Origin of the sequence: Alteromonas sp. NFXS44 (genome assembly GCF_040148705.1) — a bacterium.
GTDB lineage: Bacteria > Pseudomonadota > Gammaproteobacteria > Enterobacterales > Alteromonadaceae > Alteromonas.
In genome coordinates, this window is the sequence record NZ_JAGDEA010000005.1 from 758,842 (window position 1) to 775,578 (window position 16,737).

At 48.7% G+C, this 16,737-nt stretch carries 17 protein-coding genes and 2 tRNA genes; 12 read left to right on the top strand and 7 right to left on the bottom strand.

Annotated elements, in window-relative coordinates; translation table 11 throughout:
• Window positions 1-33: 33 nt before the first annotated feature.
• Together J3369_RS08630 and J3369_RS08635 are read right to left on the bottom strand one after the other, a co-directional pair.
• The gene (locus J3369_RS08630; RefSeq protein ID WP_349585806.1) at window positions 34-1,158 is read right to left on the bottom strand and encodes a M14 family metallopeptidase; all 1,125 of its coding nucleotides are present in this window, start codon (window positions 1,156-1,158) and stop codon (window positions 34-36) included.
• A 10-nt stretch (window positions 1,159-1,168) separates the two neighbouring features.
• The gene (locus J3369_RS08635) at window positions 1,169-1,924 is read right to left on the bottom strand and encodes a HesA/MoeB/ThiF family protein (protein ID WP_349585808.1); all 756 of its coding nucleotides are present in this window, start codon (window positions 1,922-1,924) and stop codon (window positions 1,169-1,171) included.
• Between the two features lie 82 nt (window positions 1,925-2,006).
• Here J3369_RS08635 and moaB point away from each other — a divergent pair, with 82 nt between their 5' ends.
• The 7 genes from moaB to J3369_RS08670 are packed head-to-tail and all read left to right on the top strand — an operon-like array spanning window position 2,007 to window position 6,182.
• Complete coding sequence (gene moaB, locus J3369_RS08640) at window positions 2,007-2,513, top strand: molybdenum cofactor biosynthesis protein B (RefSeq protein ID WP_349585810.1); 507 nt, start codon at window positions 2,007-2,009, stop codon at window positions 2,511-2,513.
• Window positions 2,513-2,998: a cyclic pyranopterin monophosphate synthase MoaC gene (gene moaC / locus J3369_RS08645; RefSeq protein WP_303574514.1), complete on the top strand. Its 486-nt coding sequence runs from the start codon at window positions 2,513-2,515 to the stop codon at window positions 2,996-2,998. The genes moaB and moaC overlap by 1 nt, the downstream gene beginning before the upstream one ends.
• Entirely contained in the window at window positions 2,995-3,243 is a 249-nt protein-coding gene (moaD, locus tag J3369_RS08650) for a molybdopterin converting factor subunit 1 (RefSeq protein ID WP_349585812.1), read from the top strand. The genes moaC and moaD overlap by 4 nt, the downstream gene beginning before the upstream one ends.
• On the top strand, window positions 3,244-3,720 hold the full coding sequence (locus tag J3369_RS08655) for a molybdenum cofactor biosynthesis protein MoaE (protein WP_349585814.1): 477 nt from the start codon (window positions 3,244-3,246) through the stop codon (window positions 3,718-3,720). It abuts the gene before it with no gap.
• Window positions 3,721-3,761: 41 nt separating this feature from the next.
• Window positions 3,762-4,514 carry a molybdate ABC transporter substrate-binding protein gene (gene modA, locus J3369_RS08660; RefSeq protein WP_349585816.1) on the top strand — a complete coding sequence of 251 codons (753 nt, stop codon included), beginning with the start codon at window positions 3,762-3,764 and terminating at the stop codon, window positions 4,512-4,514.
• Window position 4,515: 1 nt separating this feature from the next.
• Window positions 4,516-5,181 (top strand): molybdate ABC transporter permease subunit, encoded by a 666-nt coding sequence (modB, locus tag J3369_RS08665; protein WP_303574658.1) that lies wholly within the window; start codon window positions 4,516-4,518, stop codon window positions 5,179-5,181.
• Entirely contained in the window at window positions 5,169-6,182 is a 1,014-nt protein-coding gene (locus tag J3369_RS08670) for an ATP-binding cassette domain-containing protein (protein WP_349585818.1), read from the top strand. Before modB ends, J3369_RS08670 begins: the two co-directional genes overlap by 13 nt.
• Here J3369_RS08670 and hemN read toward each other — a convergent pair.
• Together hemN and J3369_RS08680 are read right to left on the bottom strand one after the other, a co-directional pair.
• Window positions 6,175-7,548, bottom strand: coding sequence for an oxygen-independent coproporphyrinogen III oxidase (gene hemN, locus J3369_RS08675; RefSeq protein ID WP_349585820.1), 1,374 nt, complete (start codon window positions 7,546-7,548; stop codon window positions 6,175-6,177). The two genes, J3369_RS08670 and hemN, sit on opposite strands and share 8 nt — an antisense overlap.
• 133 nt (window positions 7,549-7,681) lie before the next feature.
• The gene (locus J3369_RS08680; protein WP_349585822.1) at window positions 7,682-10,237 is read right to left on the bottom strand and encodes a TonB-dependent receptor; all 2,556 of its coding nucleotides are present in this window, start codon (window positions 10,235-10,237) and stop codon (window positions 7,682-7,684) included.
• Window positions 10,238-10,388: 151 nt separating this feature from the next.
• On the opposite strand from J3369_RS08680, the gene J3369_RS08685 reads away from it, so the two are divergent.
• Window positions 10,389-10,511, top strand: coding sequence for a hypothetical protein (locus J3369_RS08685; protein WP_349585824.1), 123 nt, complete (start codon window positions 10,389-10,391; stop codon window positions 10,509-10,511).
• Here the strand turns inward: J3369_RS08685 and J3369_RS08690 are convergent.
• The 3 genes from J3369_RS08690 to J3369_RS08700 form a co-directional block, all read right to left on the bottom strand.
• A complete protein-coding gene (locus tag J3369_RS08690; RefSeq protein WP_349585826.1) occupies window positions 10,501-10,785 on the bottom strand; it encodes a hypothetical protein in 285 nt (94 codons plus the stop codon). The two genes, J3369_RS08685 and J3369_RS08690, sit on opposite strands and share 11 nt — an antisense overlap.
• Before the next feature lie 391 nt (window positions 10,786-11,176).
• On the bottom strand, window positions 11,177-11,572 hold the full coding sequence (locus J3369_RS08695; protein WP_349585828.1) for a DUF3718 domain-containing protein: 396 nt from the start codon (window positions 11,570-11,572) through the stop codon (window positions 11,177-11,179).
• A gap of 331 nt (window positions 11,573-11,903) precedes the next feature.
• Complete coding sequence (locus tag J3369_RS08700) at window positions 11,904-12,299, bottom strand: DUF3718 domain-containing protein (RefSeq protein WP_303574505.1); 396 nt, start codon at window positions 12,297-12,299, stop codon at window positions 11,904-11,906.
• 271 nt (window positions 12,300-12,570) lie between these two features.
• Here J3369_RS08700 and J3369_RS08705 point away from each other — a divergent pair, with 271 nt between their 5' ends.
• From J3369_RS08705 to J3369_RS08720, 4 genes are all read left to right on the top strand, one after another.
• Window positions 12,571-12,876: a 4a-hydroxytetrahydrobiopterin dehydratase gene (locus J3369_RS08705; RefSeq protein ID WP_349585831.1), complete on the top strand. Its 306-nt coding sequence runs from the start codon at window positions 12,571-12,573 to the stop codon at window positions 12,874-12,876.
• A gap of 161 nt (window positions 12,877-13,037) precedes the next feature.
• Window positions 13,038-13,114: transfer RNA gene (locus tag J3369_RS08710), tRNA-Met, on the top strand.
• A 38-nt stretch (window positions 13,115-13,152) separates the two neighbouring features.
• A tRNA-Met gene (locus J3369_RS08715) sits at window positions 13,153-13,229 on the top strand.
• Window positions 13,230-13,416: 187 nt separating this feature from the next.
• Entirely contained in the window at window positions 13,417-16,737 is a 3,321-nt protein-coding gene (locus J3369_RS08720; RefSeq protein WP_349585833.1) for an MHYT domain-containing protein, read from the top strand.

Genomic DNA, 16,737 nt, shown 5'->3' on the forward strand with positions numbered 1-16,737 from the left:
CATGCGCCGTTTTTATTTGTGTTCTTTTTCTGCTCAGGCCGTAGTCAGGTAGGTATAGTTTGTAAATACCTTAAATAACTGGGTGCCGCTGAGCACCGATGCGGACGGAAAATGAAGCATGGGAATTAAATCGCAGGGGGCTTCCAGGGTAAAACAGCCGGCCTCTGTATCGAGTTCATCAATGTTGAGGACCCTCGCCATCGTGTCGCCCCGTGTGACTTTCTGACCGGGTTTAACGCAGTACTCCACCATACCGCCCCACTGGGTGAACAATGTTTTGTAGTCTTTCAGCGCCACGCCGATACGGTCCATCCCGGCTGGCTCCAGCGTGGATGCCGGCAATACATCTTTTCGTGTCAGATAAGTCAGAATGCTCAGCGCATCCACTTTCCCCTCAGAGAACTGAATCACTTCCTGACTACCCATTTCAAGGGTGAATCCTTCCACGCCGAATGCGAAAGGCCGGCCGAACCTTGTTGTCAGCGCATCCTGCAGTGTCCACCAGGGACAGAACGTGGCTTCATCCAGTGCACCGGCAAATTTGTTAGGAATAAAAATGCAGTGAGGAAAGTTAAACTGGTAGGCCGCGTCTCTGGCATATTCAGGAATATAAATGTGCCTTGTAGATACCGGTCCGTTGTGTAAGTCCAGCACAAAATCAGCATTCACAGCCAGTTGCTGTAACTTCAGATTCAGTTGTTGAGCCAGCCCCAGTCCCCAGGGCGAAGCCAGTTTTTCGGCAATACACTCTGCCCAGTAATGGCGGAAGTCGTTGCGGATAGTGGCTATATCGTCATTGTCCTGCACCGTTTCTGCAAACGCCAGGACCTTTTCTTCATCATAAAAATAGCCGCGGTTCCAGTTTGTCCCGTTTACCGGGTCAAAGCGCCCCAGGGTGTATTCACCGGCCTTGATGTTGGTGCCAATGGGATTACAGTTCGGAACGAGGATGATTTCACCGGCAATCTGCTGATCTTTCAGTGCCTGAATTAACTGGTATATCACCACGTTACCCTGAACTTCAGCGCCATGGATAGAGCTCTGGATATAGACTACAGGACCGGGTTTTTCTCCCGTGAAACGGTAAACAGGCACATTCATGCTGCGGCCTGATGCATTCTGGGCAACCACCATGTGGTTTTTCGTCATTATTGTCATAATATCTCTTTTATTTTGGCTGACAAATGTCGCAGTCTGGCAGCGGTGGTACGGTAAATTTTTGCCATTGAAAAGTGAGGCCGTCAAAAAGGTGAAGTTCACCGGCGGGTAATGTACCAAAACCGGTCAGTACCTGCATGGCAAGTTGTGCCTGGCAGGCACCGGTGATACTGACTACCGGAGAAAGGATACCTGCTTCGTTACAACTCAGTTCTGTCATACTGAAGCGTTTTTCCACACACTGATAGCAGGCTTTATTGCTGCCGGGAATGCTGACAAAAAGCTGACCTTCAAACCGGATGGCAGCGCCGCTGACAAGGGGTTTACCAAGGCGGTAACTGATTGCATTGATTTGCTTTCTGCTGGCAAGGTTGTCTGTGCAGTCAATAACTATGTCATGGCTTTCTACCAGACGACTCAGCACGTTATCATCCGGCCTTTCGGATACACAATGAATGACACACTCCGGCACGAGTGCAAGTAAACGTTGCCGGGCCGCTTCTGTTTTTAATTTACCGCAATCTTCTGGCGTAAACAGAATTTGTCGGGGAAGATTGTGTGCTTCCACTCTGTCATCATCGGCCAGTGTGATTGTTCCCGCGCCGCCGGTGCACATGAGTTGGGCAACCGTATTACCCAGACCTCCGGCGCCAAGGATTAATACTTTGCTGTTGAACAGTTTTTCCTGACCTTCCAGGTCAAACTGTGGCAGCACGATGTGCCGGTTGTATCGCATAGCTTGAGTATGCGTTAAAGTATCTGGCATAGTAGTAAAAAATCTCTTTTCAGCGACGGTGCGGTACTAAGCGTACACGTGTATTTACCGCCGTATTTTATCAGGAAAACCCATGTCTTCAGCAGTATCTCTTAATATCGCCGTTCTTACTATCTCTGACACCCGGACAACAGACACAGACACGTCCGGTGCTTACCTCATTGAAGCTGTAGAAACAGCAGGCCATAAGCTGGCTGCGCGGGATCTGGTAAAAGATGATATTTATGCCCAGCGTGCGATTGTGTCTGCGTGGATTGCCGATCCTGCTATCCATGCTGTTCTGGTAACCGGTGGTACCGGCTTTACCCACAGAGATTCAACACCGGAAGCGTTATCGGTTTTGTTTGATAAAACTGTTGACGGTTTTGGCGAATTGTTCCGTCATCTGAGTTATCAGGAAATCGGCACCTCTACCATTCAGTCCCGTGCTATTGCCGGATTTGCCAACCGGACTGCTATTTTCTGTTTACCGGGCAGCACCGGTGCCTGCCGCACCGCCTGGGAAGGCATCGTACGCAGTCAGCTGGATTCTGAATACCGTCCGTGTAACTTTGTAAAACACCTTACCGGTGAACTGTAATGAGCGGGTTCAGTCATTTAAATGCCAGTGGCGAAGCCAATATGGTCGACGTTTCCGGCAAGCAGGAGACTCAGCGTGAAGCGCTGGCAGAAGGCTATCTGTATGTGTCTGATGCCGTTATGACAGCCATTTCAGAGCAAACTGTGATGAAAGGCGATGTGTATGCCGTAGCCAGAGTAGCGGGTATTCAGGGCGCAAAACGTTGCGCTGATTTAATTCCGTTATGCCACCCGTTACCGCTGACCAAAGTGGACATCGGCTTTACCGCTGAGCCTGAACAAAGCCGCATTCACACTACCTGCTTTTGCAAAGTCAGCGGCAAAACCGGCGTGGAAATGGAAGCACTTACCGGTGTGAATATCGCCTTACTGACATTGTTCGACATGTGCAAAGCGCTGGACCCGGCCATGCGCATTGAAGGCGTCAGAGTGTTACAAAAGCGGGGCGGTAAAACCGGTGACTGGGAGGCAGAGCAAAAGGCATGATTACCATAAAAACCTTTGCGCAGATCCGTGAAATCAGTGGTGACAGTGAGCTATCTCTTCCCCTGCCGGAAAACTGCACTACCGTTGCCGGTCTGAAAGCGCATCTTGCAACCCGGTCATCCGCCTGGGAGCAGGCCTTGTCGGCCGGGGTGCTCTGTGCGGTTAATCAGTCGCTGGGTGAGGAAACCAGTGCGGTTAACGATGGTGACGAGGTGGCGTTTTTTCCGCCGGTAACAGGAGGCTGAATGTTTGCTGAAGTAACCACAGCCTTACTGGATGAAACGGCTTATGTTGAAAAGCTCCGTCAATCATCGCACAATGCTGGTGCAATAGTAACGTTCACCGGTCTGGTCCGTGACTATAATGCTGACGGTGCAATTGAAGGTATCAGTCTGGAGCAGTACCCCGGGATGACCGCCAGTGCCTTGCAACAGTTGTTACAGCAGGCCTCAGACAGGTTTGCATTGCTCAGTGCCGGTATTGTACACCGTGTCGGTTACATCGGAAATTACGAGCCGGTGGTGTGGGTAGGCTGCAGCGCCAGCCACCGTAAGGCCGCCTTCGACGGCGCAGAATTCGTTATGGATATGCTGAAAAAGTCGGTGCCGCTTTGGAAGAAAGAACATGCTGACGGAAAAACAGCATGGGTTGCCGCAAAGGCATCAGATGAAGAAGCCGCCATGAAGTGGCTCAGGAATGAAGGTTTATCAGACAATTTATGAAGAACAGGATGTGTCGGGCGTATAAAGTCTGTCTCTGTGTCATGCTACTTCTGGCAGGTAAAGGATTTGCCGCAGAACAGGTAGTAAATATTGCCGTTGCCGCCAATTTTGCCGGGCCGGTTAAACATTTCGCCAGTGCTTTTGAAGAAAAAACCGGTATCCGTCCGGTTATCACTGTCGGTTCAAGCGGCACTTTATTTGCGCAAATTGGCCACGGCGCCCCCTTTGACATATTTCTTTCTGCTGATGCAGCCAGACCTGAAGCGCTGGTGGCTGAAGGCAAAGCCGATAAACAAAATCTGCGCAGTTACGCCAGAGGGCGCCTTACACTGGTAACCAGACAATCAGCGCCGTCCGGCCTGGAAGAATTTCTGACAAGGCAGTTCAACAAACCTGTTGCCATTGCCAATCCCAAACTCGCGCCTTATGGTCTGGCGGCTGAACAGGTGCTTTCCACGCTTCCTGAAAATACCGCACTTCCTTTTAAACTGGTACGTGGGAAAAGTATTTTACAAGCGTGGCAGTACTTTACTGCCGGTAATGTGGACGATGCGTTTGTGGCATGGTCACTGGTGAAAAATTCGAAAGCAAATTACTGGTTAATCCCTGCCTCCATGCACGATCCTATCGTGCAAAAAATGGTGATTGTTAAACATAACCAGCACCCTTATGCCGCACGGCGGTTTATGCAATACATGATGTCACCGGCGGTGCAGAACGCGCTGGCAGACTGGGGATATCAGCCGGTAAAAGCGCGGCAAAAGAAAAACAAGGATAAAACCGGTGAGCGGTGACATGGATGCTATCTGGCTGACACTGGAACTGGCGATGATCACCAGTCTGGTGCTGATGCTGATCGCCACGCCGCTGGCATGGAAGTTATCCCGCTGGCAGCATAAAGCAAAGAATCTGGTTCTTGCTGTGGTGGCGCTGCCACTGGTGTTGCCGCCCACTGTGCTGGGTTTTTATCTGCTGGTGGTGTTTTCCCCGGATGCACTTGCAGGGCAATTATGGCAGGCCGTAACCGGTCAGCAGCTGGCCTTTTCTTTTTCCGGACTGGTGCTGGGGTCGGTGATTTATTCACTGCCCTTTGCCGTACAGCCTCTTTATGCCAGTTTTATTCAGCTGGACAGTCGTTATATCGATGTAGCCCGCACAATGGGTATGTCCAAATGGTCACGTTTCCGTCGCATCATTATGCCTATCTGTAAACCCGCCTTTATCGTTGCACTTGGATTAAGTTTCGCCCACACCATCGGTGAATTTGGTGTGGTGCTGATGATAGGCGGCAATATTCCGGGTGAAACTCAGGTGCTGTCTATTGCGTTGTTTGAGCATGTGGAGGCACTTGAATACGGACAGGCGCATGCGCTTGCCCTGGGCTTGCTGGTCTTTTCCTTCCTGTTGATGGCGCTGCTTTACCGCTATAACCGAAACGGAGTGTCGTCATGGAAGTCGTAGTACAGGCAGCATGGGACAACTTGCAACTCAATGCCAGTATTCAATTACCGGCAACGGCACAATTTATTGGCCTGAGCGGACCATCCGGCGCCGGTAAATCAACATTACTGCGTTGCCTGGCCGGACTTACCGGTTCTGCAAAAGTCACCGGGCAGTGGGAAAATAGTCGCATCGCCAGGGTCCGGACCGGACTGGTGTTTCAGGACAGTCTGTTGTTCCCCCATTTATCAGTGGGGCAGAATTTACTGCTGGCGGCAGATTTTGCAAAACAGCAAACCTATCACTTTGATGAAGTCGTTCTGGGGTGTAAATGTAATCACCTGATGACACGTATGCCCGATACACTCTCGGGTGGCGAAGCGCAGCGGGTAGCCATTGCCAGAGCCATTTTAAACTCACCACAAATCCTGTTGCTGGATGAACCGGTGAGCGCGCTGGATGATACGTTAAAGCACGATGTGCTTAAGTATTTGACAAAGCTGGCCCGCAGCGGCCTGAAAATGCTGATGGTGTCACACGACCTCCGTGAACTGGCTTTGTACAGTGAATACATGGCCTGGATGGAGCAGGGCAGTATTGTCCATCAGGGCGCATCAAATGATGTGCTGGCACAGTTAACTCCGTCTATGCCAAATTTCGAACAGCAGTTCAGTGTGCTTAAAGGCGCATTAAAAGCACATCTGCCTGAGCAGGCTTGTTATGCCATAGAATGCGAAGGGCATACGCTCTATGCTCGCCATCCTGTGGTCAGTAAGGAACAGGCCATGCTGACCATCGACGCCAGGGATGTCAGTATCGACCGGCAGGAAGCTAATGCCTCTTCCATTGTCAATGCCTTACCCTGTGTCATTGAGTGCGTGTCTGAAAGCAGGGGCGGGCAGGTGATGATAAATCTGATGTGTGGCCGCAGCAGATTGTTTGCGCTGATCAGTCAGTTGTCCCAGGAACGGTTACAGTTCCGTGAGGGAGAAGCTGTAACCGCCAGGTTTAAACTCAGATAACTCTGGAATACCGGTGCTGAATTGAGGCGCTGCCTTTAAGGTAAGCATCGAAAGTCATACAGATGATGCGGATAAACAGTCTTGCTGACGGAAATACCTCGATACCCGTTCCGGTTACCTGTAATAGTCCATCTTCTTTAAATTCTTTCAGTGCCGCCAGTTCCGGCTCAAAATGCTGGCGGAACTGAATACCAAAAAGCGCCTCTGTTGCGGCAAAGTCCACGGCAAGATTGCACATTAGTTGTTGGATAACGTAGCGTCTGAGAAGATCTGAAGGCGACAGAAACACGCCTTTTTCTGCAACTTCTTCATTGTTATCGAGTTTGCCGTAATAGTCATTCAGGGTTTTCGGGTTTTGCAGGTAAGCATTGCCTGCGGCACTGATAGAGGAAACGCCCAGCCCCAGTAAATCCAGATCCCCCCGTGTGGTGTAGCCCTGAAAATTCCGGTGTAAATTTTTATTCCGTTGCGCTCCGGCCAGTTCGTCAGACGGCAGGGCGAAATGGTCCATGCCAATCATTTCATAACCTGCCTGTGTAAGGCTGGTGATGGCTTGTTTCATGAGTCCTGTTTTTACCTGTGCAGAAGGCAGCCACTCATCTTTTATTTTGCGCTGGGCAGCAAACCGCTCAGGCAGATGGGCGTAGCTGAACAGGGAAATCCGCTCCGGCGTCATCGCCTTTACCGCTGCCAGTGTAGAAGCAAAGGTATCAGCTGTCTGATGAGGCAGGCCATAAATCAGGTCCAGGTTCACAGATTTAAATCCGGCGGAACGGGCGCAATCTACCAGCGTGGCGATATGCGACGTGCTCTGAACCCGGTTTATCGCTTCCTGCACACGGTAATCGGTATCCTGTACACCAATACTCAGGCGGTTATAGCCTAAAGAGGCAAGGTGTCGCAAATAAGCGGGCGTGGTACGGCGGGGATCGATTTCAATACTCATTTCTGCATCGCTGACCACATCAAAAGCCGATTTAAGCATGCCTGCCAGGCGTGTTTGTTGCTGCTCTGTGAGGAACCCCGGCGTGCCGCCTCCTAAGTGTATTTGTTCCGCTTTACGGTGGCGGAAAGCAGGTGCGCGCCGTTGAATTTCTTTTTCCAGATAATCCAGATAACGATCTGCTTTTTCCTGATGTCTGGTCACAATTTTATTGCAGCCGCAGTAATAACAGAGGCTGTGGCAGAAAGGAATATGTACATAAAGTGAAACGCCGCTGGCCTGAGTGACACTCAGTGCTTTTTCCAGAGGCGCTGGTTCAGATAACCCGGAAAACGTTAATGCGGTAGGATAAGAGGTATAGCGCGGCCCGTTAATATTGTACTTCTTCAGGCGTGCGGGATCGAATAATTCGTTTGCTGACATGGTTATTCCGGCTTGAGTAGAATGCACGGAAAGTATAATCAGCAGACAAAGAGGTGTTGTTGATCTACTTCAAGTTTTCGCCAGCCAGTTTTGTAAAACGCAACCGGCCGGCGTTTACACTTCGAAATGACAATCAGAACTCGCGGGTAACAGTCACACCCCAGGAGAGCGGCTGGCCGGGATAAGCCATAAGCTTGCCGGCCTGAACAGGTACATCGAAACCGTTTCTGGCGATGTACTCTTTATTTGTCAGGTTCCTGCCCCACAACGTGATGCGTGTATCCCACTGCGGGACTGACAGTTCAACCCGTGCGTTTACCAGGGCATAACTGCTGCTGTGTTTATACGGATCGTTAGTATCATCAAGGAACAAGTCTCCCATGTACTGATAATCTGCAGCCATGACAACCGGATACCCGCCTGCCATTAATGTGTGCTGCAACGTCAGGCTGGCAGAGGTTTCCGGTTCAAAGCCCAGGCGATCACCGGTTCTGGAGCAGTAGGGGGTATCTGCAGAAGGCCGGCCGGGATCATCCGTCCCGGTGTGCCAGGGATAAGCAACCTGGCAGGTGCCTTTTTCAAAATCATCAAAACCGGTAAGGGTACGGGCCAGAGTCAGGCCGGCACGGGTATCGGAAACAGGAAACCAGACAATTTCAAGTTCATACCCTTTGGTATGTAAGTCGCCGGCATTTTGTAAATTAAAACCAAGACCGGTAAAAGTCGAGGCCTGAAAATCTTTGATTTGGGTATAATGCAGTGCACCGTTAATACGCAGGTTTTGCTCCGGAAATTGCTTTTTCACACCCAGTTCGTAAGCGGTGGCTTTTTCAGCGTTAAATTGGGGGCTTAACCCTTCGGCAATGCGATCTGTATTCATGCCTCCCGATTTAAACCCTGTGCTGGTACTGGCATACCAGAGGCTATTGTTATCTGGTTGCCAGCTTAGTTTCAGCGTCCCGGTAAGTTGTCCGTCGTTACGTTTTTCATCCAGATCACTGCGGGGAAGTACCGATGCTGTACCGAGAAAATAATAGCCCCAGCCCGCCTGAGTAAAAGGAAGCAGCGCACTGAGCTGCGTGTAATCAGGGGGATTGCCGGTTGCCAGGCTCTGAGCAAAGGAGCCAAGGGCGACAGCGGCACTCAGCGGATCAGGAATGTTTTCAGTACCTGTTGGTAATCCGTCTATGCCAGGGCCCTGTTCATCAAAACGGGCGGTCAATGTTTTATCTTCGCGGGTGTATCGTAATCCGGCGGTGACGGTAAGTTCTTCAGCAAATTGCCAGTCAGTCTGGCTGAACACGGCCAGGCTGTCCTGTTGCTGATAAGCATTGTGGGCAAACTGAGTCTGGCCGGGGGTGGCTGGCGCAACAGCGGGGACAAGGCCGGATGTTGCAACACTCAGGGCATTTATGCCGTCAGTCAGGGGTTGCAGGTCAGCCGCAGACGCTGCGAAAAATGCCGGAAATGCGTCACCGGTAGTGATAGCAAAATCCAGGTCAAGGTTCTGGCTGAAATACCACAATCCGGCGATGGTAGTGACATGCTCTCCGGACCATGTTGCCCGCAACTCCTGGGAAAACGCCTGTTGTCGGGCGTTATTGGTAGTGGAAAGCAAGTCTGCATCAGTAAAATCTGTATCTGTCTGGTCGAAGCTGTCAAAGCCACGCCAGGCTGTGATGGAGGTGAGCAATAATGCGGGGGATGTTTGCCAGTTTATTTCTGCAGAAAGCCCCTTGTCCTGCATGCGGGATTCGGGCAGGAAGCTGAGTGCCGTGGTATAGCGATAAAACTCATCACCGGTAAATAAGGTGGCATTGAACGGTGTCATCATCAGCAAGGTGTCTGTTCCGAATTTCCCTTCGACACCTTTGGCTTGCCGGTTATCCTGCAACGTTAATGCACCGCAACAATGTTCATTGAGCTCTGCGTAATCGGCAATCACCCGCACAGATACGTCGTCTGACGGCGTATACAGGGTTTGCAGACGCACACCGGAACGGCTCCTGTCATTAATTGAGTTTTCACCATAGCCTGTATCGCTAATCCATCCATCCCTGCGAGTACTGAAGCCTGATACTCTGGCAGCCAGTTTATTATCAATCACATTGATTGACGTCGCTCCGCTTAACCGGATCAAATCATCATTGCCGGCGGTTGCTGTAATAAAACCATTACCGGTTTCAAAATCAGGTTGTCGCGTTCTGAAAACCACTGCACCAGCCGGTGTATTCTTACCGAAAAGTGAGCCCTGAGGGCCGCGAAGAATTTCTACAGTATCAATATCGACTAAATCATTAATCACCGCATTCTGGCGTGACCGGTAGACGCCGTCCACATAAAGACCGGTAGATGACTCAAAACCGTAATTCTGTGACGACGTACCAATTCCCCGTATGGAAAAACTGGAGTTAACCGCACTTTGACTTTGAAAGGCAGAAAAAGCGGGTACATAACCCTGAATGTCGAAAACGTCCATTGATGCTGTTTCATTAATCATCTTTCCGGTGATGGCAGACATGGCAACAGGCACATCCTGCATATTCCGCGGGCGTTTCTGAGCGGTAACTTCAATATGTTCAAGTTTGGTCGGAGAAGGATCTTGCCGGGCAATACTTTGAAAAGAGGTGATTAAGGCGGTACTGATCAGAGAAAAATAAAACAACCTGCCTGTTGAGCTGTGCGACATGAACAATTCCTGTTTCTTATTTTGTCCGGTCCTTCGCTGCGATGAATAGGTTTTTCAGACTCCTTTTGAAAAACGGCTATTATTCTGCCCGAATAATCAGCAACTTTCATGACAATTTTATCAAAACAGGAACAGGTATGAGCAGGGCAGGATGGACTATATCCGGATTGCAGAAAAAGATGCGGCCCGTAAAACGGGCCGCGGAGATGCAGATGTTACTCTGCTTACCATGTTGAAAGGTTCAACACCTTCCCTGGTGCATGTTACGGGTTAGCCGCAACAAGATGGTCTGGTAAGTTTTTTAAAAGAAGTGTCTTTTTGTTTTCCTGCAGGGAGCTGAAGATGTCTGCAGTCTGTTGTTCTTCTCCGGCTGCCGCCGTCAGAATGGTTTTGTCTAAGGATTTACCTGCGCGAACTTTCTTTTTCACTGAAATCTCTGCAACACCGGAAGCCGCTGCTACGGAAGCTGTTTCGCTGGTGCCGGCCAGAACAACATTGCTGGAAGCCAGCAGAGATAAACCGATTAGTGTTGTTTTGATAGTTTTCATTCTGTTTATCCTGTTTAAAAAACAGGGCGCCGGAAGCACCCGCAAAGATGTTGTTTGTTCGCTGTCTATTAAAGACGATAACAACCCCGTTAGATACGCCCGGGCTGATACTTGGGTATGTGATAAAATACGGTAAATTGAGTATCTATATATTTTACAATTAGTTACGTAATTTTGACGGGTATATTTTCTCCCGCAGATTGTTGTTTTTTACCCCGTGACCAGTTTTAACCAGCTATTTCGTATTTTCAGATATAACTTTTATGAGAGGGTGAATTTCTCTTATTTATCAGATTTATAAAAGAAAAAAGCGACGTTTCCGTCGCTCTTTAGAGTGCAGGCGTTAACCTGCTACCATGTTGAAATGGTATCTTCTGTTTCGTCTGAATCCTTAGAGGCGCTTAGACAAAACATCCGCGATAGGGCTGCCCTGGTTATCAGTTTCGTTTACCCAGGCCTGAAGGGTTTTGCCATCAGCTTCCGGTGCACTCAGGTCGCTCTTGGGCATTTTCTTCACCAGCAAGGTGCCGGTTTCTACTGCGTTGCTGCTGATGGCAGTACGGATAAGGCTGTTGCCTCCACAGCTGATGCCAGAGTAGTAATCACGCAGCTTCAGGCGGTAATCAGATTCTACCAGACGAATTTTCTTACGCAGCTCACCTTTATCGTCAGCTTGTACAATAGTACAAATGTTAGCCAGATCGTCATTGATATCCGCTTGCGCTACGCCAGTAAAACCTAAACCCATTGTTGCTACGATGAGAGAAGTCTTAACAATTTTCAACATGGTTAATTCCTCAGAAATAAAATTAAAAAGTGGTGTTGTTTGTTCGGGTTTAATTAAACTAAATTAATGCAGAATGAAAAATAGCAGGGTGAATACTAAGGTATGTTGTGAAATACATTAACCAGCTAATTGATATATAAGTAATTGTATTTATTGATTTAGTTTTTCTATTTTGCATCTGGGATTTTAATGTTTTTATCTCCGCACATCTGCGAAAAATGCCAGACCGGATTTCAGACGAAAAAAAGCGGCGTTTCCGCCGCTTCTTAAGTGCAGGCTTTCGCCTGCTACCATGTTGAAATGGTACTTTAAATTTTTAGTCGTAATGAAATTACAGACGCTTAGCCAGTTCGTCAGCGATGGGGCTACCCTGGTTACCGGTTTCGTTTACCCATGCCTGTAACGTTTTGCCATCAGCTTCCGGTGCACCCAGGTCACCTTTGGGCATTTTCTTAACTAACAGAGTGCCGGTTTCTACAGCGTTGCTGCTGATGGCAGTACGAATAAGGCTGTTGCCGCCGCAGCTGATGCCGGAGTAGTAATCGCGCAGTTTCAGACGGTAGTCAGATTCTACCAGACGAATTTTCTTACGCAGTTCACCTTTGTCGTCAGCCTGAACGATGGTACAGATGTTAGCTAAGTCGTCGTTGATATCAGCCTGAGCTGCGCCAGCGAAAGTTAAACCCAGAGTTGCAGCGATGATAGAAGTCTTAACAATTTTCAACATGGTTAAATCCTCGAAGTAGTTAAAAGTTTTTGTTGTGTTGTTTGTTCGGAACCTATTAAACAAAAGTTGAAGAGGAAGAAAAATACCGGGGGATAAACATGGGTATTTGAACTGATACCTAACTGAAAGGGGGCTTGTAAAGTTTGCCTCCCGGACTAGTCTGCACTTTCTGCAGACGAACACTTGAAGAGTGAATCCGCTAAGGACAAAGTAAGCGTAATAACTATATAGACAGATTTACACATCTAATAATGAAAGCAGGAGCAGTGAAATGACAGAAAAGTTGGATGACCAGGCGATTGCCGCAGCGCTCACAGAACTGAATGAAGGTTTAGCAGAAGATAAGCAGTGGGTATTAAAAGAAGGGAAGTTGACGAAGCAATTTGTTTTCAGAAACTTTATCCGCGCCTTTGGCTGGATGTCTCAGGCTGCCATATGGGCTGAAAAACTACGCCATCACCCGGAATGGTTTAATGTTTACAATAAAGTAGATGTTGCATTAACGACCCATGATGCAGGTGGAATTACTGAGCTGGACTTCAAATTAGCTACCAAAATGGAGAGTCTTTTACAGTAATTTGTATGCGGATTGAGCGGTCTGCCGGAATATTGTCCGAACAGTCAAAAAATTGCAATATTCTTACTTCTATCCCTTGCCAAGGATTAATGCCTATGTATAATACGCATCACTCAACGGCAGGGGGCTTTCAAACAGCCAACAGCCGGTAAGTAAACGGACGCGGGATGGAGCAGTCTGGTAGCTCGTCGGGCTCATAACCCGAAGGTCGTTGGTTCAAATCCAGCTCCCGCAACCACTTTACTTTTTTTGAGAGCACAATCTATTTAATTCGGACGCGGGATGGAGCAGTCTGGTAGCTCGTCGGGCTCATAACCCGAAGGTCGTTGGTTCAAATCCAGCTCCCGCAACCACTCCGAATGTTTAAGTTCTAAGTTAATTCCCAAATATTTTTCCCACAGATAAGTCATCACTTTTTATTAAGTTGCGCTTCACCGTACTTTTTCGGCATCTTCACGACTTTCGCCCTGCAACCAATTTGTACTTCACTCAATAGCTGTTACGCTAACTATTGATAATAAACTATACACGGACTTACTGATGCTCGAATGGCTGATGTCTTTTTTTGTCATTCCTGACACCTCTCTGTTACTTACCGGCGAATATTCACCTGTTCTGGTAACTATTTCCATTTTTATATCGGTTGCTTCTTCTTATATGGCGTTCCGCGTAGCCGGTCAGGCCGCAGAATCTGAAGATAATAACCGGAGACTAATTTTGCTTGGTCTGGGAAGTCTGGCGCTGGGAGGCGGAATTTGGGCCATGCATTTTATTGGCATGCTGGCTTTTGAATTGTGTACTCCCGTTACCTGGGCTCCGTGGACAACATTTATGTCATTTATTCCCGGGGTGCTGGCAGCATTTGTTGCCTTGCAAAGTTTGACTCACCGGAAAGTGAAATTTTCACAGGTATTTATTGGCGGCGTCCTTGTCGGCTCGGGTATCGGGGCGATGCATTATACCGGGATGGCGGCTATGGAAATGGCGCCTCTGTTACGGTACAACCTGCTTGTTTTTGCTTTATCCATCGTTGTAGCGGTATTGCTGGCGATGTTGTCTTTATGGATAAAGTTTGGTCTGAAGCGATTTGCAATTTCCCGCGGATTTAAAGGTACCCGTGTTATCGCCAGCGTTGTGATGGGTTGTGCAATCACGGCAATGCACTATACCGGTATGGCTGCTGCGCGCTTTGTTGCCCCTCCCGGACTGGAAACCTCTGCTCAGGATCAGTATCTGTCGTACATCCTTGCGGGCTATGTGAGTTTCTTCACGTTACTGATTATTGGCATTGTGATGGGCATTACAATGTTGTTCCGTTATATGGATATTTCTCAAAAAGCTGAGAACAGCCGCCGTACACAGCTTGCGCTGATGGATACTGCTATTGATGGCATCCTTACCGTCAATGACCAGGGAACCGTGCTGAATATGAACCAGGCGGTGACAACCATACTGGGCTGGACAGAAGAAGATCTTACCGGCCATTCTATTCATCGTATGATCCCTGAAGAAATGCGCGGCCGCTACAACGAGCAATTCTTCCGGCAGGAAGTGGTTCCTGTTGATGAACAAATTATCGGAGTCAGCCGTGATGTAGAAGCACTTAATAAAACGGGCCTGCGGGTTCCGGTTCGGGTGGGTGTGGGCCACACCCGATTAGGTGAACAAAATCTGTTTGTGGTCATCGTGGGCGACAACCGCGAACGCATCGAAATGGAAAAGACTATCAGGGACAACGAAGCTAAGTTCCGGTCTTTTTTCCATAATATTCCCGGCATTGCTTATCGCAGTATGAATACACCCGGCTGGCCTTTCGAATTTGTCAGTGCGGCTGTTGAGGAATTCAGCGGATATCCGGTTTCAGCATTTATCCGTTCAGACTCACCGGTTACCCTTGAGCAACTGGTGCATGAGGACGACCGGGAGTCGTTCCTTACTGCCCGCCGTTCCGGCGCTGAGTTTTATGTGGAATACCGTCTTGTTCATAAAGACGGAACAATAAAGTGGTTGCGCGAGTACGGCAACGTTGTACACAGCACCGACAAGACAGTGAGCTGGGTCGACGGCTTTATTATGGATATCACTTCCCGTAAGGAAATGGAGGAAGAGCTGCGTCATGCGAAAAATGATGCCGAGCAGGCCGCTGCGGCCAGAGCCAGCTTCCTTGCTAATATGAGTCATGAAATCCGTACACCCATGAATGCCATTATCGGTTTCAGTGATATTTTACTGGATGAAAAACTCACAGACGGCCAGCATAAACACCTGACAACCATTAACCGGTCTGCGCGCTCGTTACTTCATTTACTAAACGATATTCTCGACAGTGCCAAACTTGATAAAGGCAAGCTAGATCTTGAATACCGTGATTTTTCAATTACCGAAGAAATTGACACGGTGGTTTCTACCTACTGGCTTGAAGCGAAGAGAAAGGGGCTGATGCTGGGGGTCAGTGTTTCGCCATCTTTGTCTGATTACTATTACGGTGCTCCTGAGCGTATCCGGCAGGTGCTGAATAACCTCATCAGTAATGCCGTGAAATTCACTGCCCACGGTGAAGTTGATGTAGAAGTCTACCCGGACGCCGACGGTATGATCGCATTTTCCGTCAGCGACAGCGGTATCGGCATGACCAGCGAACAGGTGAGCAGGGTTTTTGATGCCTTTGCGCAGGCAGATGCTTCCATGAGCCGCAAATATGGTGGTACCGGTCTTGGGACGACAATCAGTAAACAACTGGTTGAGTTAATGGGCGGTACGATTTCGGTGTCCAGCGAACCGGAAAGAGGTACTAATTTCACTTTCACGCTGCCTCTCACTGCGGTGGAAAAACAGGCCAGTGAAATCCGTGCAGCAACAGTTGATTTACCGCCACTGCACATTCTGGTGGTGGATGATATCAGCCAGAATATTGATCTTATCAGTTTGCTGTTAAACCGCGCTGGTCACACAGTTGATTTTGCAGAGAACGGTGCCAGAGCACTGGAAAAAATGAATAAAGGCAGTTTCGACATTGTGTTGATGGATTTACAGATGCCGGTAATGGACGGTCTGACAGCGGCGGCCCGACGCCGTGAATATGAGCAGGTACATCATCTGAAACAACTGCCTATTGTCGCCTTAACCGCCAGTGTACTGGTACAGGATAAACAGGATGCGATAAAAGCCGGCATGGAAGGCTTTGCGAACAAGCCCATCGATTTTCCTGTACTGGTGAATGAAATTGCCAGAGTGCTGGGTCTTGAAACAAAGGAAAGTGTACGTGAAACAGAAACAGCCAGAGAGGCCTGTGCAATAGATTATCGCCGCGGTGTGCAGCTTTGGGGCGATAAGGATACCCTGAATAAGGAAATCTCACAGTTTCTGCGCAACAGTCATGAAACTCTAACTAAACTGGTGAATTTCTTCGCTGATGATGATTACGAGCAGGTTGTGAAATATCTCCACGGCATGAAAGGTGTCAGTGGTAACCTGGGTTTAACGAAGCTGATGAATTTGTGCGGTGAGTTCGAGCGCAGCGCAAGAAATGATCATTTAAGTGCCGAAGATATTCCTACCCTTAAGACGGCACTGCGGGAAGTCGAAAATGAACTCAACCGGCAGAAGGAAGAGCCTGCTGCAGAAGAATCCCGTGAGGAAATCGACATTGCTGCCTTGCGTAACACGCTGAATGCACTGCTGGTTTCAGCGGCCCAGAATCAGTTTGACGAATCTACCTATCAATATTGTGAGGGCCAGTATTTTGGCAGCTACAATGTACCGGTGCAGGGCATTTTGCAGGATATGGATGACTTTGAATTTGAGCGTGCTGTTGAACGAATTAAGCAACTACTTGCATCTACAGAACAAACAGGGGAATAA

Excerpts from the sequence above, each read along its gene's own strand:
- J3369_RS08680 (WP_349585822.1), bottom strand. The coding sequence starts at position 10,237 with ATGTCGCACAGCTCAACAGGCAGGTTGTTTTATTTTTCTCTGATCAGT.
- moaD (WP_349585812.1), top strand. The coding sequence starts at position 2,995 with ATGATTACCATAAAAACCTTTGCGCAGATCCGTGAAATCAGTGGTGAC.
- J3369_RS08630 (WP_349585806.1), bottom strand. The coding sequence starts at position 1,158 with ATGACAATAATGACGAAAAACCACATGGTGGTTGCCCAGAATGCATCA.
- J3369_RS08670 (WP_349585818.1), top strand. The coding sequence starts at position 5,169 with ATGGAAGTCGTAGTACAGGCAGCATGGGACAACTTGCAACTCAATGCC.
- moaB (WP_349585810.1), top strand. The coding sequence starts at position 2,007 with ATGTCTTCAGCAGTATCTCTTAATATCGCCGTTCTTACTATCTCTGAC.
- moaC (WP_303574514.1), top strand. The coding sequence starts at position 2,513 with ATGAGCGGGTTCAGTCATTTAAATGCCAGTGGCGAAGCCAATATGGTC.
- J3369_RS08700 (WP_303574505.1), bottom strand. The coding sequence starts at position 12,299 with ATGTTGAAAATTGTTAAGACTTCTATCATCGCTGCAACTCTGGGTTTA.
- hemN (WP_349585820.1), bottom strand. The coding sequence starts at position 7,548 with ATGTCAGCAAACGAATTATTCGATCCCGCACGCCTGAAGAAGTACAAT.
- J3369_RS08655 (WP_349585814.1), top strand. The coding sequence starts at position 3,244 with ATGTTTGCTGAAGTAACCACAGCCTTACTGGATGAAACGGCTTATGTT.
- J3369_RS08635 (WP_349585808.1), bottom strand. The coding sequence starts at position 1,924 with ATGCCAGATACTTTAACGCATACTCAAGCTATGCGATACAACCGGCAC.
- J3369_RS08705 (WP_349585831.1), top strand. The coding sequence starts at position 12,571 with ATGACAGAAAAGTTGGATGACCAGGCGATTGCCGCAGCGCTCACAGAA.
- modB (WP_303574658.1), top strand. The coding sequence starts at position 4,516 with ATGGATGCTATCTGGCTGACACTGGAACTGGCGATGATCACCAGTCTG.
- modA (WP_349585816.1), top strand. The coding sequence starts at position 3,762 with ATGCTACTTCTGGCAGGTAAAGGATTTGCCGCAGAACAGGTAGTAAAT.
- J3369_RS08720 (WP_349585833.1), top strand. The coding sequence starts at position 13,417 with ATGCTCGAATGGCTGATGTCTTTTTTTGTCATTCCTGACACCTCTCTG.
- J3369_RS08695 (WP_349585828.1), bottom strand. The coding sequence starts at position 11,572 with ATGTTGAAAATTGTTAAGACTTCTCTCATCGTAGCAACAATGGGTTTA.
- J3369_RS08685 (WP_349585824.1), top strand. The coding sequence starts at position 10,389 with ATGGACTATATCCGGATTGCAGAAAAAGATGCGGCCCGTAAAACGGGC.
- J3369_RS08690 (WP_349585826.1), bottom strand. The coding sequence starts at position 10,785 with ATGAAAACTATCAAAACAACACTAATCGGTTTATCTCTGCTGGCTTCC.